This is a genomic window from Pseudomonas sp. TE3552, assembly GCF_056278945.1.
Genome location: NZ_JBWBQJ010000001.1, coordinates 1,394,985 through 1,409,402, shown reverse-complemented (window position 1 = coordinate 1,409,402; position 14,418 = coordinate 1,394,985). Strand labels below are relative to the sequence as shown.

Sequence of the window (14,418 nt, the reverse complement as noted above, 5' to 3'; positions counted from 1 at the left end):
TTATTCGGCAACCGGTCAGATCAGCTTGCGCTTGACCGCTTCATCCAGCGTGTTTTGGGTCAGGTGTTTGAGCACCGCGTCCCCACGTTCATTGAACGGCAAGCCGACAATCAGCAAAATCTGCATCCAGGTACGCGTGCTCTCCTGTTTGACGATTTTGCCCAACACGTTGCCTTCACGATCCTTGAACACCGTTTCCAGCGTGAAGGTGTTGCTGAACGTTGTCGGAATCACGAATAACGTGAAGCCGGTCAGCCAGGCACTCGCGATATTCCCCTGCTCGTTGTTAGTCAAAGTACTCGTCACATACAGGTTCGAGTCGACCTTGTCCGTGGTCACGCTTTTGAACTGCCCGGACTCCTTGAAGGTTTCCAGCATGTGCTGTTCCACCAGCGCCGGATTGCCGACGCCACCCGACAGTTCGCCGTTGAATTGCTGCTGGGTGGTCACGTGCAGATAAGCGCTGGGCTTGTCCTGCCTGGCCTGCGCTGGCGGCCATTCGCCCACCGGCGCCAACTCATGCTGGGAATAAGAAATGCAGCCTGTCAGGGTGCTGCTGACCAACAGCAGCAAAGCCAGAAGGTATTTATTCATGGGCAGTCAGTTCCTTTGACGGTGTACGCAACTGAGGGGTGGCACTGGCCAGCAATTGAGCGATCAGGTCACGCAACTGGGAACCGCCCAGGCGCGGATTGAGGTAGTCGGCGTTCCACAGGCCGACATTTTTGTCGAGCTTGACCTGCTCGACCGACTTGGCCAGTTGCTTACCCTGACGGTCTTCGATGATCAGCTCGCCCGCGAGGTCATACTTATCGACATAAATCGGCCCATCGACCCAGATCCAGATAGTCAACGTCACCAGCGCGCCGGGGATGTAAGCCGGATGCATGGTGCGTTTGCCTGCCAGTGAGGTCAGGTTGAACTTGAGCACCACGTCGTCTTCGCCCACCTTGGCCGGGAACGCCACAATGCGCTTGAAGTAGTCGCTCTTATCGACATAGGCGCTGACCTGCTCGGTCAGTTGCCGGCTGCCGTTGACACGCACCTTGTCGTCCAGGTCCGGGGCGGAAATCACCACGTCGCGGATCTCGGCACTACGATCGAGGGTGGACGGTGCGGGGCTCAAGGGCTCGCCAATGGGCCCCAGCGGCGTGAAAGACACACAACCAGTCAACGACAGGCCAAGTGCGATAGCCATCAGATAAACAAGACGCTTCACTGCTTACATCCTTTTCATGCGGGATCGGGGGCGGGTCGGCTCGAAAGACATCGCGCAAGGAATGGGCAGATCAGCACCGCAAGGCGCTAAACCTGGAACAACGACATCCCTGTACGGATTCTTTGAATGGCGGCTTGGTGACGCCAAAAAAACGCGACGGCATCGTAAGCGCTGGAACAACAACAGGCAATAGCCTAGTGCCATCATTGGTGGCGAATTCGCAGAAAGCTGCTAAACCCTATCGAACCCTTGAATCCCGCAAGGAGACAAAGATGGATTCACCCACACATGATTTGAAAGGCTTGTTCGATCAACTCGGCCTGGACTCCAGCGAAAAGGCCATCGACGATTTCATCGCCCGTCATTCGCCCCTGGCCGACGACAAGAAACTCATCGATGCCGAATTCTGGACCCCGCAACAAGCCGGCTTCCTCAAGGAACAACTGCGTGAAGACGCCGACTGGGCCCATGTGGTCGACGACCTGAACCTGCGCATGCACCAGATCCACTAATAACCGAACAATTGCCGGGCCCTCTCAGCGAGGGCTTTGCGGTTTGTAACCCAACCGCAAACCACCCCAATGCCGGCCCTTGAGCATGATCGGCACCGAGAGATCGTGCATCAGCTCACCGGTGTCGCGGGTGTAGGTCTGCAACAACACGGGCTGCTGATGGCTGCCACAGCGGATACCGGTGCGGTCGGCGAACTTGCGCTTGGTGCGGTTGTGCAGGGTATCAACCTGCGCATCACCGGTCAGCGGCTGACTGAACACGGTGTTGTGGGTCGGCACATAACCTTGCTGCGTACAGGCGATGGCGAATACCAGGCCTTCATGACGCGGCAGCAACGGCTCTTGAATCGCCGGTAATACCTGATCGGTATAGCGATCGAAGCGGGTCTGGTATTTGGCCGGGCTGGTGTTGGGGATCGCCTGATAATTGCGATCAAACAGGTCATCAAGACTGATCCGGCCCTGGTCGATATCCGCTTCGAAGCGCGCTGCAATCTGACTCGCCCCTTCGCGGGCCAGGTCATAAATCCGCTGGTGATAGTCATCCAGTCCGACTTCGGCCAGGCGTTCGCTGATGGTTTCGGCCTGCCCTTCCATTTGTACCGCCGCCTGGGCCAGACGCTGGGTTTGCTGGTCACTGATTGCCAGATCGCTGCGCATTTGTTCGATGGCGTGAAACAGGCTGTCGAGCTGTTCGCGATTGGTGTCCGCGCCCTGAGCGATTTCCCCGACCTGCCTTTCGACGCCAGCGGCCAGGCGCGCGATATTTTCCAGGTGCTGCCCCGTGTGTTCGACCTGTGCGACGCCAGTGTTCAGATCGCTGGCCAGTTGACGAATCTGCTCCACCACTTGCGCGGTGCGTTGTTGAATATCGGCGACCATCTCTCCGACTTCGCCGGTCGCCGTCGCCGTGCGCGCGGCCAGACCACGAACCTCATCGGCCACCACCGCAAACCCGCGACCATGCTCCCCGGCCCGCGCCGCTTCGATGGCCGCGTTCAGCGCCAACAAATTAGTCTGACTGGCGATGGACTGGATCACCAACGTTACCCGCTGGATATCGTCGCTGCGCAGGCTCAGGGCTTCGATCAACTCACGGCTGCTGCTGGCACGCTGGCTGAGTTGATGCATGCGTGCAATGGACTCGACCAGTTCCGTGCGCCCTGCCGCGCTGCTCTGATGGGCTTCGCTGGCCGCGCTTAAAGCATCTCGGCTGAGTGTCGAGGTGGCGTGTTCGGTGGCGATCATCACTTCTGCGCTGCTGACAATCTGCGCCGCAGCGTTGAGTTGCGATTGCAGTTTGTCCGCCAGTTGCTTGACCGAATAGGCCACGCCGGCGGCCGACAAGGCGTTATGACTGGTGGTGTAGGAAAGATCACGAGTCAACCCGGCGATGGCGCTGGAGCTGTCCTCTGAGGTTGCCTCGGGGAGTGCGCGCGAACGCAGGCGCGGTAGCCAGATAATCAGCACGGTCAATGGCAGGCCAAGGTAAAGCGACCAACCGCCCAATGCCATGCCGCACAGCAAGAGCATCAGGGCGATGCTTTGCAGGGTCGGCGTGAGCCACAGATTTTTCGGCAAAAGTACGGCTGCGGGCACTGCCCCAGCCAGAGACCCGTCTCGCGTCATCGTTTGTCACCCCAGGCATCTTCTAATTGTTGTATCCGCATTAAACGCCACTACAAGGCCATTATCTATGATCCGTTAGTAGTGGGGGGTTGCAGCAGATCAATAGAAGTGCGTGAAATTTTTTGGGCGACAAAAAGCTTCGCGGGCAAGCCTCGCTCCTACAGGTCATATCTGTAGGAGCGAGGCTTGCCCGCGATGGGGGCGCTACTGAATCAGGCCTGACGCTGGTGCTTGTCGATCTGTTCGTGACGCTCTTGAGCTTCGATGCAGTACTTGGTGGTCGGGCTGATCAGCAGGCGCTTCAGGCCAATTGGCTCGCCGCTGTCGTCGCACCAGCCGAAGCTGTCTTCCTTGATGCGTTCCAGGGCCTGTTCCAATTGAGGCAGCATGCGCTGGTCGCGATCGATCGCGTTCACCAGCCAGGTGCGCTCTTCTTCGACGGAAGCCGCGTCGGCCGGATCGGCCGGGGTGTCCAGGCTTTCGATGGCGATGCGATTCTGTTCGATGCGCTCATGGGTTTCGACTTTCATGTTCTGCAACAGCTCAGAGAAAAAAGCATGTTGCTCGGCATTCATGTAGTCATCCGCCGGCATGGCCAGCAACTTGTCCTTTGTCATTGATATCTCTATAAAAAAACGTGCATTAAGGCGAATTAGGGAGCGTTCCGTTGAACCTCGGACGGTCATTGGAACGGCGCCGTTTATTCCAAGCGCCACCCGGCACTCAATTTACGAGGGGCGGCAGTCTAAGGCCGACTTGAGGCCTCAGCAACTGAAAAGACAGCAAATCTGTCCGACAAAACCCTGAAAGTGCGCTATGGCAGGCTTTGAGGCGGTTATCGGAGTGCGTTTATAGCAAGAAATTCAGTCGAGCGGCTGTATATAGAAGACAAACGGCTGCGCCACGCGTATCAGGCGTGGCGCTTTTTGTGTTTCACCTGGCTTCAGCGCTTGAGTTTGCGCTTGTTGCGGTATTGGTCGATGACTACCGCCACCACAATGATCAGCCCCTTGATAATGTCTTGAATATAAGCGTCAACACCGACAAAGGTAAAGCCGCTGGCCATGACCCCGAGGATCAACGCACCAATCACGGTGCCGGTAATGCGCCCTACGCCGCCGGCCAGGCTGGTGCCGCCAATGACCGCTGCGGCAATCGCGTCCAGTTCATACGACATGCCCATCCCGGCCTGCCCGGTCGCGGCACGAGCCGAGGCCACCACCCCGGCCAGGCCTGCAAGCAACCCGGCGATGCTGTAGACAATCACCAGATGCCGCTTGACGTTGATCCCGGAGGTGCGCGCCGCCTGCATGTTGCCGCCGATGGCGTAGGTGTACTTGCCGTACTTGGTGTAGCGCAGGGCGATGTGAAAAATCACCGCCACCACCAGGAAAATGATCACCGGCATGGCGCCGTGCCCGATGGCCGTGTAGGAATCCGAGAGCATGCTCACCGGCTGACCTTCGGTGTAGTAGCGCGCCAGGCCGCGCGCCGAAACCATCATGCCGAGGGTGGCAATGAATGGCGGAATCCCGGTGATCGCAATGATGCTGCCGTTGATCGCCCCCGCCAGCAATCCCACCCCAAGCCCGACAATCACCGGAATCCACACCGGCAAGTCAGTCAGGGACGGAAACACCGCCCGGGCAAAGTCCGAGGTCTGGGCCAGGCTGGCGGCAATCATCGCCGACAACGCCAGCACCGAACCGGAGGACAGGTCGATACCGGTGGTGATGATGACCTGGGTCACGCCGATCGCCAGCAGGCCGATGATCGACACTTGCAGGATCATCAGCACCAGGCGCTGAGAGTTCATCAGGAAGCTCTGGTCCCGCACGATCCAGCCGAACATTTCGAAGACCAGGCCGATACCGATCAGCACCAGGAAGATACTCAATTCGGTCGGCAAGCGCCGGCGACTCTTGACCGGTACTGCTGCAGGCTTGTTTTCCAGTATCGCGTTCATAACCACTCACCCTTCAAATGAAATCCATGTGGCGAGGGAGCTTGCTTGTGGCGAGGGAGCAAGCTCCCTCGCCACACAATCCCCTTTCACCCTTGAACTGTGTTCACCCTTGATTCAATGACACTGGGACATGCCCGAGGCCAGTTGCATCACCCGTTCCTGGGTCGCTTCGCTGCGGTCGAGGGTGCCCATCAGGTCGCCCTCGTGCATGACCATGACCCGATCGCTCATGCCCAGCACTTCCGGCAGTTCCGAGGAAATCATGATCACCGCCATGCCTTCGCTGGCGAGGTAAGAGATGAGCCGGTAGATCTCGGCCTTGGCCCCGACATCGATGCCCCGTGTCGGCTCATCGAGAATCAGGATGCGCGGGTTGGTCATCAACCAGCGCGCCAGCAAGGCCTTCTGCTGATTGCCGCCGGACAGTGTGTCGATACACTGCTCCAGCGACGGGGTTTTCACCCGCAGCTTCTTGCACATGTCTTCACACAAGACGCGCAGGGCCTTCTGCTGGATGAAGCCGTTGCCGACGTAATGGGGCAATACCGCCATTTCCATGTTCTCCAGCACCGACAGGCAAGGGAACAGACCGCTGAGCTTGCGATCTTCGGTCAACAGCGCGAAGCCCTTCTCGATCGCCATGTGCGGATCGCTGATGCGCACCACTTCGCCGTCGAGGCGGATTTCGCCACCGTCGCTTGGGGTGATGCCGAAAATCGCCTCGGCGACATTGGTCCGTCCCGAGCCCATCAACCCGGCGATGCCAAGGATCTCCCCGGCATGCAGGTCGAAGGAGACGTCTTTGAAAATCCCGTCCAGCTTCAAGTCGCGTACCGACAGCAACAGATCGCCGATCGGCTTCTCGCGCACCGGGAACAGCTGGCTCAATTCGCGGCCGACCATCATCGAAATCAGGCTGTCGCCGTCCATGCTGTCGGCCCGTTGCAGGCCGATGTAGGCGCCATCGCGGAACACCGCCACTTCATCGGCGATGCTGAACACTTCGTTCATTTTGTGAGTGATATAGATGATGCCTTTGCCCTGGCTCTTGAGGTCGGCAATGATCGAGAACAGGTGGGCGACTTCCTTGTCGGTGATGGCCGAGGTCGGTTCGTCCATGATCAGAATGTCGGAGTCGTAGGACACCGCCTTGGCAATCTCGACCATTTGCCGTTCGGCAATGCTCAGGTTGCCCACCAGTTCTTCCGGATCGAGGTCGATCCGCAGACGCTCCAGCAGCTTGGCCGTGCAACGGTGCATTTCGCGGTGGTCGATCATGTGCAGGCCGTTGAGCTGCTCACGGCCGATCCAGATGTTCTCGGCGATGCTCATGTGCGGCATCAGGTTGAGTTCCTGGTGGATCATTGCGATCCCGGCCTGAAGCGCAGCCAGTGGTGTTTCGAAGACCACCGGTTTGCCCCGCAGGCGCAACTCGCCGGCATCCGGCTGGTAGATGCCGGCAATGATTTTCATCAGGGTGGATTTGCCGGCGCCATTCTCGCCCATCAGCGCCAGCACAGAACCGGGGCGTACCCGAAGCTGCACGTCAGACAAGGCCACCACACCGGGAAAACCCTTGCTGACGTTGATGATCTCCAGCAGGTACGGCTCATCGACAGGTGTTGCGATTGGCTGGATACCCACCAACGGGGTGCTCGAAGCAGTCGCTGAAGCGAACATGATCAGGTACTCCATCAGCAAGGTCGCGATTGCCACCTTGCGTGTTTATTGTTGTTATCGAACGGACGGATTATTTGAACTGGTCAACGTTTTGCAGCGTGATCAAGCGATATGGCACCCACACGGCCGGCTCGACCGGCTCGTTCTTGACCATTTTCACCGCCGTGTCGATCGAACCGTCCGCCTGGCCCTTGGCGTCCTGGAACACCGAAACGAGCAGAGAGCCCTTCTTCACCGCGTTCAAACCGTCGGGCGTACCGTCGACTCCGGCAATCAACACACTACCTTTGGCGACGCCAGCCTGTTGCAGGGCCATGGCCGCGCCAATCGCCATCTCGTCGTTGTTGGAGACCACCGCATCGAACTTGCGGCCTTGGGTCAGCCAGTCGTTGACCAGGGTCATGCCCTTGTCCCGCGACCAGACGCCGGTCTGCTCTTGCTCGATCTTGATGTTCGGGTATTTGGTCAGCACCTCTTTGACGCCCTTGGTGCGGTTGGTGGTGGAGTTGTTGGCCAAGTCACCGAGCAGAATCACGATGTCGCCCTTGCCGCCCATTTTCTCAGCCAGGTACTGCATCTGCATTTGGCCGGCCTCCAGGTCGTTGGAGGCGACAGTGACCACGCCTTTGGGCAGGTTCAGATCATCGGGACGGCGATTGACGTACACCAGTGGAATACCGGCCTTGACCGCCGCTTCGGTGATTTTTTTGGTGGCGGCGGTATCCACCGGGTTGACCACAATGGCATCGACTTTCTGGCTGATGAAGCTTTCTACCTGGCTCAACTGCTTGACCACATCGCTGCGCGCGTCTTCGAACTGCAGCTGGACGCCATCGGGATAGGACTTGGCTTTAGTGTCCATGGATTCACGCAGGTAGGTCAGCCAGGTGTCATCGAACTGCGACATGCTGACGCCGATTTTCATATCAGCGAGTGCGGCGCCGCTGGCGAACATCAGGGACAAGGCCAGCGAGGCGAAACGGATCTTGGTCTTCATGAAAAGTCTTTCTCCACATTCTTGTTGGTTTTATGGATAAGGCGTGACGATTTCAGTGAGTGGGCAAGCGGACAATCGGTGCCCCCGGAATGCAGCAGACCAGGGCACCCTTGCGTTCGACGCAAAGCAAGTGGGAGATGGAATGAAACGAGACGCGAGACAGGTCGCGAGCGAGGTGCAGCGCGGAACGTGAAACATGCAAAGCAGTGTTGAAGGTTTTCATCGACGGTACCTGGCTTTGTTTCTTGTTTTTGGTTCGCCCTTCACCCGTTCAAGGCCTGCTTGAGCGTGATCGGACGTTGATAGTCGGCAACCTGGAAACGACTTTATTGGAAAATAATTTCTATATCAACTCATTTTAGAATTTTATTCTGATTTTATTCCATGGCTCTCGAACCGGCTCAGCGCCACCACTTGATGGCGCTCGAAACTCAGCCGCGCAGCGTCTAGCACGCGGGTAGTCGCCAGTGCATCACGGGGTTCGACCGGCAATGGGCCAGCGCTCTGTAACGCGGTTTGTAGCTGTAAATAGAACTGGTTCCAGCAGCCACGCTCGGACGGCACCCGCTCACGCACCTCACCCTGCTCGAACCAACCCCAGCGACGGTGTTCTTCGACGCCCCAGCGCTCGCCTTCGGATTTCGGTGTGAGCCCGGCGAGGGTTGACGCCTCCTGCCCGTCCAGACCATCGACGCTGTAACAGCCCTGGGTGCCGGTCACGCGAAAGCGCGGGCCGGGGGTGTTTTGCAGGCAACTGCCACTCAGGTGTGAGGTCACGCCATTGGCATGGGTCAGGGACATGAAGAAGCCGTTGTCAAAGGTCTGGGCTTTTTCGAGGTAATCCAGTTCGGCGTAAACCCGGGTGACGGGGCCGAACAACAGCAGTGCCTGATCCACCAGGTGGCTGCCCAGATCGCGCAGAAAACCGCCGCCGCTGCCGTTGTTCACCGACTCTGGCGAATAGCGCTCGATCCGCGATTCGAAACGGGTGACCTGGCCCAGCGCGCCGGACTCGATGAGTTTGCGCACGGTGAGAAAGTCCGAGTCCCAGCGCCGGTTCTGGTAAACGCTCAGTTGCACGCCCTGGCGCTCAGCCATGGTGATCAGGGTTTGCGCCTGTTGCGCATCGGCGGCGAACGGCTTGTCGCTGACCACCGCCACCCCGTGTTCGATGGCGTCGAGCACCAGCGCCGGGCGACCTTTGAGCGGCGTCGACACCACCAGCACATCGACCCCAGCCTCGACCAGTTGGCCAATGCTGTCGAAGGCTGGAACACCGGGATATTCCGCCGCCAGCAGTTGTCGGCGCTCGGCGGAACGGGTGACCACGCCTACAAAGGTCGCCGCCGGCAAACTGCTGATCAGCGGAGCATGGAAAAACCGGCCGCCATGGCCGTAACCGACAAGTCCGATACGCATGAAAGTATTCTCCTTATAGAACGCAGCCCCTGTGGGAGCAGGCTTGTGTGGCGAGGGGGCTTGCCCCCGTTGGGGCGCGAAGCCCCCCTAAAACCAATCACCGCGATCTTGAATTTAGAAAGCAGTGACTGGTTTTACGACTGCTTCGCAGTCGAACGGGGGCAAGCCCCCTCGCCACACAAGCCTGCTCCCACAGGTTTTGTGTAGGTCGGTCAGCAACAGAGTTCGCTTCTGACGCGTTCGAGCATCATTCGATTGGACTCGTCCGGCCGGTCTTCCCAGGCGAACACCGAGACGGTGGCGATGCCATCGAACTTGAGCTCGCGCAAGGTGCCGAAAAACGCCGCCCAGTCGACCTCACCCTGGCCGATGTCCAGATGCTGGTGCACGGTGGCGGTGACGCCCGGCGGGTTGACGATGTAGCGCAAGCCCGAGGATGCCTTGTGGTTGTAGGTGTCAGCGATGATCAGGTGGCTCAGCTTTGAGCCGGCGTACTTCAGCATCGAGGCGATATCACCGACACCGTCGTCATAGAAAAACGTGTGCGGCGCGGCGTAGAGGTAGTTGATCCAGTCGCGGTCCAGGCCGCGAATGATGTCCACCGACTCGTTATTGCGCTCGCAGAAATCATAGGGATGAGCCTGGATATCGAGCTTGATGCCTTCGCGTTCGAACTCGGGGATCAGTTCGTCCATGGAACGCATGAACTGGTTCTCGCAGACCAATGGGTTGTCCGACTGGCCGGTGAACTCGGTATTGACCAACTCGCAGTCCATCTCCACGGCAATCTGGATCGCCCGCTTCCAGTTACGCACGGCGGCCACACGCAAACCTTCATCGGCGGCAGCCCAGTGGTACATCGGTAACAAGGAAGAGAGTTTGACCCCGGTGTCGCTCAGGGCTTTGCGAAATTCCTTGATCCGCGCCTTGTCGACCCGCGGGGCTTTGTAGAACGGCAAGAAATCTTCCCGGGGCGACAGTTCGATGTGTTCGTAACCGAGCTCGGCAACCTTGTCGACCATCTTGCCCAGGGACAGGTTGCGGTACATGTAGGGGTCTAGTGCGATGCGCATTAGTGTTGTTCTCCTTAGCCAGAAATCGACACTGTCCCCTGTAGGATCGCCGCCCGCTCGCTCCTACAGGGGGATCGGGGTTAGCCGTAGAAACGGGGGCGATCTGGCAGGCTGACTTTGACGATCTGGCCGCTGTTCTGCGCCTCGATGCAGGCATCCGCAGCGACGGCGGCGGCGAAACCATCCCATGCCGATGGCCCGCCGACCTGCCCGGCCCGCACGCCATCGATGAACGCCTGCAATTCGACGTCATACGCGGCGATGAACCGGTCCTTCCAGTCCATCAAGATCGCGTTGGACAGCTTCGCCCCACTGCGCAACTGAACCTGCGACGGCTCCGGCAGTTTGGCGATGCCGGTCTCCCCCACCACTTCGCACTGGATGTCGTAGCCGTACTGACAGTTGACGAATACTTCTACATCGATGCGCGTGCCCTTGGTGGTTTCCAGCAATACGATCTGCGGGTCTTTCAAATGGGCGTGGGCCTTGCTGGTCTTGCGCGGGAACACCACTTGCACCGACACATAATCGTCGTCGAGCAACCAGCGCAACACGTCCAGCTCATGGATCAGCGTGTCGGTGATCGCCATGTCGGTCTTGTAGTTTTCACCCACGGTCGGGTTGCGGTGGGCGCAATGCAGCATCAGCGGTTCGCCGATCTGGCCACTGTCGATCACTGATTTCAACGCCCGATAACCTTCATCGTACGGGCGCATGAAACCGACCTGCACCAGCCGTTTGCCGAGGGCTACTTCGGCCTCGACGATCTTGCGGCAGCCTTCGGCGGTGACCGCCAGCGGTTTCTCGCAGAACACCGGTTTGCCCGCCGCAATGGCTGCCAGCACAAACTCTTCGTGGCTCGGGCCCCAGGAGGTGACGAGGATCGCCTCGACTTCCGGCGCCTTGATCAACCCGTGGCCGTCGGGATAGACCTCGGCCGTCAGCTTCAAATCGGAAACGACCTTGGCTGCTTGCTGCAAATTGATGTCAGTGACCGCCACCACCTGGCTGTTGAGCAAGGTCTGGCTGCAACGACGGATGTGATCCTGCCCGATGGCCCCGGTGCCGATGACGCCAATGCGCAGTGAATTAGAAAGCAACGACATATAAACACTCCTGTTTGTTCGTTTCAGGGCAATCAGTATTGACGGGCCTTGGCCAGTCGTTCGTTGAGGGTCTTGGCCACTGCATCGGTGCGGGCGCTGGTAGAGACTTGCGCCACGCCGACCCGCCACCACGACAGGTATTTGTGAATCATGGTTTTGGGCAACACCTTGATATCGATCAGCGTCGAGACCGTCTGCAAGCGTGCATCGGCCAACGCGGCTTGCAGCTCTTCAACCGTGTTCACCTTGTAGGTCTTGCAGCCATAAGCCGCCGCGCTCATGGCGAAATCCACCGGCACGAAACCGCCATCGAGTTTGCCGGTTTCCGGATTACGGAAACGGAACTCGGTGCCGAAGCTGTCCATGCCGTGTTCCATTTGCAGGTTGTTGATGCAACCGAAGGTCATGTTGTCCAGCAGCACCACGTTGATCTTGCGCCGCTCCTGGATCGAGGTCGCCAGTTCCGAGTGCAGCATCATGTAGGAGCCGTCGCCCACCAGCGCATAGACCTCGCGCTCGGGCTCGGCGAGCTTCACCCCCAGTGCGGCATTCACCTCATAACCCATGCACGAATAACCGTACTCGACGTGGTAGGTGTTCACGCCCTTGCTGCGCCAGCTACGCTGCAAGTCGCCGGGCAGGCTGCCGGCGGCGGCGACGATCACGGCGTCATCGGCCAGGGTTTCATTGAGTACGCCAAGCACCCGGCTCTGGGTCAGGCAGGAACCGGTCAGCTCGATGAATTCGCGCAACACCGCCGGGTCCATGTGGTCGTTGATTTCCGGCACGAAGTCCTGGGTCTGGTACTCGACCTGATAGATGCGGTCCAGTTCCTCGTCCAGTTGTGCCTTGGCCTGGCGGGGTTGTTCGCCCCAGCCGGAGCGATAGTCGCCCAACACATCGGCCAACGCTTGCAAACCGGTCTTGGCATCCGCCAGCAGCTGCACGCCATCGAGTTTCAGGGCGTCGCAAGGGCTGATATTGAGGTTGAGGAATTGCACGTCCGGGTGCTTGAACAAGGATTTCGACGCAGTGGTGAAATCGCTGTAGCGGGTGCCGACGCCGATGATCAAATCAGCGTCCCTGCCCAACAGGTTCGCCGCCAGGCAACCGGTCTCACCGATCCCGCCGACGTTCAGCGGATGGCTGGACACCACCGCGCTCTTGCCGGCCTGGGTTTCGGCGAAGGGAATATCGTAGCGCTCGGCAAAGGCCTGCAACGCTGCATTGGCACCGGAATACTTGACCCCGCCGCCGCAGATGATCAGCGGTTTGCGCTTGCCTTTGAACAATGCCACGGCATCGCCAAGCATCGCTTCGGTGGCCGGCCGGCGCTCGATGCGGTGCACGCGTTTTTGCAGGAAGTAATCGGGGTAGTCGTACGCCTCGGCCTGCACGTCTTGCGGCAAGGCCAGGGTTACCGCGCCGGTTTCGGCGGGGTCGGTGAGCACACGCATGGCGTGGATCGCCGCGGTCATCAGTTGCTCGGGACGATTGATGCGGTCCCAGTATTTGCTCACGGCCTTGAACGCATCGTTGGTGCTGATGCTCAGGTCGTGGAACTGCTCGATCTGTTGCAACACTGGGTCCGGTTGGCGGCAGGCGTAGACATCGCCGGGCAACAGCAGCAAGGGAATGCGGTTGGCGGTGGCCGTCGCGGCAGCGGTCAGCATGTTCGCGGCGCCCGGCCCCACCGATGAAGTACAGGCGTAGATCTTGCGCCGCAGGTGTTGCTTGGCAAAACCGATGGCGGCGTGGGCCATGCCTTGCTCGTTGCGACCCTGATGGACGATCAGGTCGCCGCTGTCCTGTTCCAGGGCTTGCCCCAGGCCCAGCACATTGCCGTGGCCGAAAATGGTAAAGATCCCGGCGACGAATTTGCTCTGAACCCCATCGACCTCGATGTACTGGTTATCGAGGAATTTCACTAGGGCCTGGGCCATGGTCAGTCTTGTTGTGGTCATGCTTGCACCTTTTCCGTATGCAAATCCGATGTCAGCTCAGGGATTTCTGCAGATGATCCATACTCGCACCGATCGCCGTCTGGATATCCGCCAGGCCATGGACGCTGTCGGCAAACGGTTCGAATGACAGGTAGCCGCTATAGCCGCTACTGAGCAAGGTGTCGATCTGCGCCGCATTGCCGAGGATGTCGCCCTCGCCCACCAGCACCCGATGCCCGTCACGAATGCTCGCCAGTGGCGCCTCGGCATCCTCGACGCCAGATATGTGCACCAGCCCGGTCAGCTCGGGGAAGAATTCATGTTCGCTGGCCAGGTGATGGTGGAAGGTGTCATGCACCAGGCGGAACACATCCAGCCCGCCGATGGCCTTGATCGCGTCGACCGCAGTGCGTTTGCGTCGCAGCGAGCATTCTTCGAAACCCAGCGGCTCGATGAAACCGAGGATGCCGTGATCACGCAGGATCGGCGCCAGTTCACTCAGCGCCGTGCGCAGGCCGGACGCACGCTGCGCTTCGGTTCGTGGATCGGCGCGGTCGTTCAATGGGCACATCACCAAGCCCCGTGCGCCGCAATCACGGGCATAAGCGGCAAGCTTCAGGGCGTGTGCACGGCGCTCGTCATTCCAGACATCGAACGGATACAGCGCGTTGATCGACAGCACAGTGATGCCTTTGGCCGCGCACAGCTCACGGACGTGTTCGGGGGCGGTACCGTCCTCGATCTCGACGCCTTTGAGGTCATTGCGAATCTCGATGGCATCGGCCTTGAGCGTCACAGCCAATTCGATGAACGCAGGCAGGGGCAAGCGTGGGGCGACCATACGGTTCAGGGCGAAACGCAGGGGTTTGCTCAT

13 protein-coding genes are annotated in these 14,418 nt (G+C 59.4%); 1 reads left to right on the top strand and 12 read right to left on the bottom strand.

The window, feature by feature from the left end:
• Window positions 1-15: 15 nt before the first annotated feature.
• Together ACZ9BB_RS06250 and ACZ9BB_RS06245 are read right to left on the bottom strand one after the other, a co-directional pair.
• Window positions 16-594 (bottom strand): hypothetical protein, encoded by a 579-nt coding sequence (locus ACZ9BB_RS06250; protein WP_476212997.1) that lies wholly within the window; start codon window positions 592-594, stop codon window positions 16-18.
• Window positions 587-1,219, bottom strand: coding sequence for a hypothetical protein (locus ACZ9BB_RS06245; protein ID WP_476212996.1), 633 nt, complete (start codon window positions 1,217-1,219; stop codon window positions 587-589). The genes ACZ9BB_RS06250 and ACZ9BB_RS06245 overlap by 8 nt, the downstream gene beginning before the upstream one ends.
• A 272-nt stretch (window positions 1,220-1,491) precedes the next feature.
• Here ACZ9BB_RS06245 and ACZ9BB_RS06240 point away from each other — a divergent pair, with 272 nt between their 5' ends.
• Window positions 1,492-1,731 (top strand): DUF2789 domain-containing protein, encoded by a 240-nt coding sequence (locus tag ACZ9BB_RS06240; RefSeq protein WP_007907886.1) that lies wholly within the window; start codon window positions 1,492-1,494, stop codon window positions 1,729-1,731.
• A 24-nt stretch (window positions 1,732-1,755) separates the two neighbouring features.
• Here ACZ9BB_RS06240 and ACZ9BB_RS06235 read toward each other — a convergent pair whose 3' ends face one another.
• The 10 genes from ACZ9BB_RS06235 to ACZ9BB_RS06190 form a co-directional block, all read right to left on the bottom strand.
• The gene (locus ACZ9BB_RS06235) at window positions 1,756-2,979 is read right to left on the bottom strand and encodes a methyl-accepting chemotaxis protein (protein ID WP_476218214.1); all 1,224 of its coding nucleotides are present in this window, start codon (window positions 2,977-2,979) and stop codon (window positions 1,756-1,758) included.
• Between the two features lie 593 nt (window positions 2,980-3,572).
• The gene (locus ACZ9BB_RS06230; RefSeq protein WP_007935965.1) at window positions 3,573-3,977 is read right to left on the bottom strand and encodes a TraR/DksA family transcriptional regulator; all 405 of its coding nucleotides are present in this window, start codon (window positions 3,975-3,977) and stop codon (window positions 3,573-3,575) included.
• Between the two features lie 326 nt (window positions 3,978-4,303).
• Window positions 4,304-5,326, bottom strand: a complete 1,023-nt coding sequence (locus tag ACZ9BB_RS06225; protein WP_476212995.1) for an ABC transporter permease — start codon at window positions 5,324-5,326, stop codon at window positions 4,304-4,306.
• Window positions 5,327-5,440: 114 nt separating this feature from the next.
• Entirely contained in the window at window positions 5,441-7,006 is a 1,566-nt protein-coding gene (locus ACZ9BB_RS06220; protein ID WP_476212994.1) for a sugar ABC transporter ATP-binding protein, read from the bottom strand.
• 70 nt (window positions 7,007-7,076) lie between these two features.
• Window positions 7,077-8,003 carry a sugar ABC transporter substrate-binding protein gene (locus tag ACZ9BB_RS06215; RefSeq protein WP_476212993.1) on the bottom strand — a complete coding sequence of 309 codons (927 nt, stop codon included), beginning with the start codon at window positions 8,001-8,003 and terminating at the stop codon, window positions 7,077-7,079.
• A gap of 366 nt (window positions 8,004-8,369) precedes the next feature.
• Window positions 8,370-9,422 carry a Gfo/Idh/MocA family protein gene (locus ACZ9BB_RS06210; RefSeq protein WP_476212992.1) on the bottom strand — a complete coding sequence of 351 codons (1,053 nt, stop codon included), beginning with the start codon at window positions 9,420-9,422 and terminating at the stop codon, window positions 8,370-8,372.
• 212 nt (window positions 9,423-9,634) lie between these two features.
• A complete protein-coding gene (locus ACZ9BB_RS06205) occupies window positions 9,635-10,495 on the bottom strand; it encodes a sugar phosphate isomerase/epimerase family protein (protein ID WP_476212991.1) in 861 nt (286 codons plus the stop codon).
• A gap of 80 nt (window positions 10,496-10,575) precedes the next feature.
• Window positions 10,576-11,601 carry a bifunctional inositol 2-dehydrogenase/D-chiro-inositol 1-dehydrogenase gene (iolG, locus tag ACZ9BB_RS06200; RefSeq protein ID WP_476212990.1) on the bottom strand — a complete coding sequence of 342 codons (1,026 nt, stop codon included), beginning with the start codon at window positions 11,599-11,601 and terminating at the stop codon, window positions 10,576-10,578.
• A 32-nt stretch (window positions 11,602-11,633) separates the two neighbouring features.
• The gene (gene iolD / locus ACZ9BB_RS06195) at window positions 11,634-13,565 is read right to left on the bottom strand and encodes a 3D-(3,5/4)-trihydroxycyclohexane-1,2-dione acylhydrolase (decyclizing) (protein ID WP_476212989.1); all 1,932 of its coding nucleotides are present in this window, start codon (window positions 13,563-13,565) and stop codon (window positions 11,634-11,636) included.
• Between the two features lie 31 nt (window positions 13,566-13,596).
• Window positions 13,597-14,418: a TIM barrel protein gene (locus ACZ9BB_RS06190; protein ID WP_476212988.1), complete on the bottom strand. Its 822-nt coding sequence runs from the start codon at window positions 14,416-14,418 to the stop codon at window positions 13,597-13,599.

Excerpts from the sequence above, each read along its gene's own strand:
- ACZ9BB_RS06250 (WP_476212997.1), bottom strand. The coding sequence starts at position 594 with ATGAATAAATACCTTCTGGCTTTGCTGCTGTTGGTCAGCAGCACCCTG.
- ACZ9BB_RS06240 (WP_007907886.1), top strand. The coding sequence starts at position 1,492 with ATGGATTCACCCACACATGATTTGAAAGGCTTGTTCGATCAACTCGGC.
- ACZ9BB_RS06235 (WP_476218214.1), bottom strand. The coding sequence starts at position 2,979 with ATGATCGCCACCGAACACGCCACCTCGACACTCAGCCGAGATGCTTTA.
- ACZ9BB_RS06230 (WP_007935965.1), bottom strand. The coding sequence starts at position 3,977 with ATGACAAAGGACAAGTTGCTGGCCATGCCGGCGGATGACTACATGAAT.
- ACZ9BB_RS06225 (WP_476212995.1), bottom strand. The coding sequence starts at position 5,326 with ATGAACGCGATACTGGAAAACAAGCCTGCAGCAGTACCGGTCAAGAGT.
- ACZ9BB_RS06220 (WP_476212994.1), bottom strand. The coding sequence starts at position 7,006 with ATGTTCGCTTCAGCGACTGCTTCGAGCACCCCGTTGGTGGGTATCCAG.
- ACZ9BB_RS06215 (WP_476212993.1), bottom strand. The coding sequence starts at position 8,003 with ATGAAGACCAAGATCCGTTTCGCCTCGCTGGCCTTGTCCCTGATGTTC.
- ACZ9BB_RS06210 (WP_476212992.1), bottom strand. The coding sequence starts at position 9,422 with ATGCGTATCGGACTTGTCGGTTACGGCCATGGCGGCCGGTTTTTCCAT.
- ACZ9BB_RS06205 (WP_476212991.1), bottom strand. The coding sequence starts at position 10,495 with ATGCGCATCGCACTAGACCCCTACATGTACCGCAACCTGTCCCTGGGC.
- iolG (WP_476212990.1), bottom strand. The coding sequence starts at position 11,601 with ATGTCGTTGCTTTCTAATTCACTGCGCATTGGCGTCATCGGCACCGGG.
- iolD (WP_476212989.1), bottom strand. The coding sequence starts at position 13,565 with ATGACCACAACAAGACTGACCATGGCCCAGGCCCTAGTGAAATTCCTC.
- ACZ9BB_RS06190 (WP_476212988.1), bottom strand. The coding sequence starts at position 14,418 with ATGAGCAAACCCCTGCGTTTCGCCCTGAACCGTATGGTCGCCCCACGC.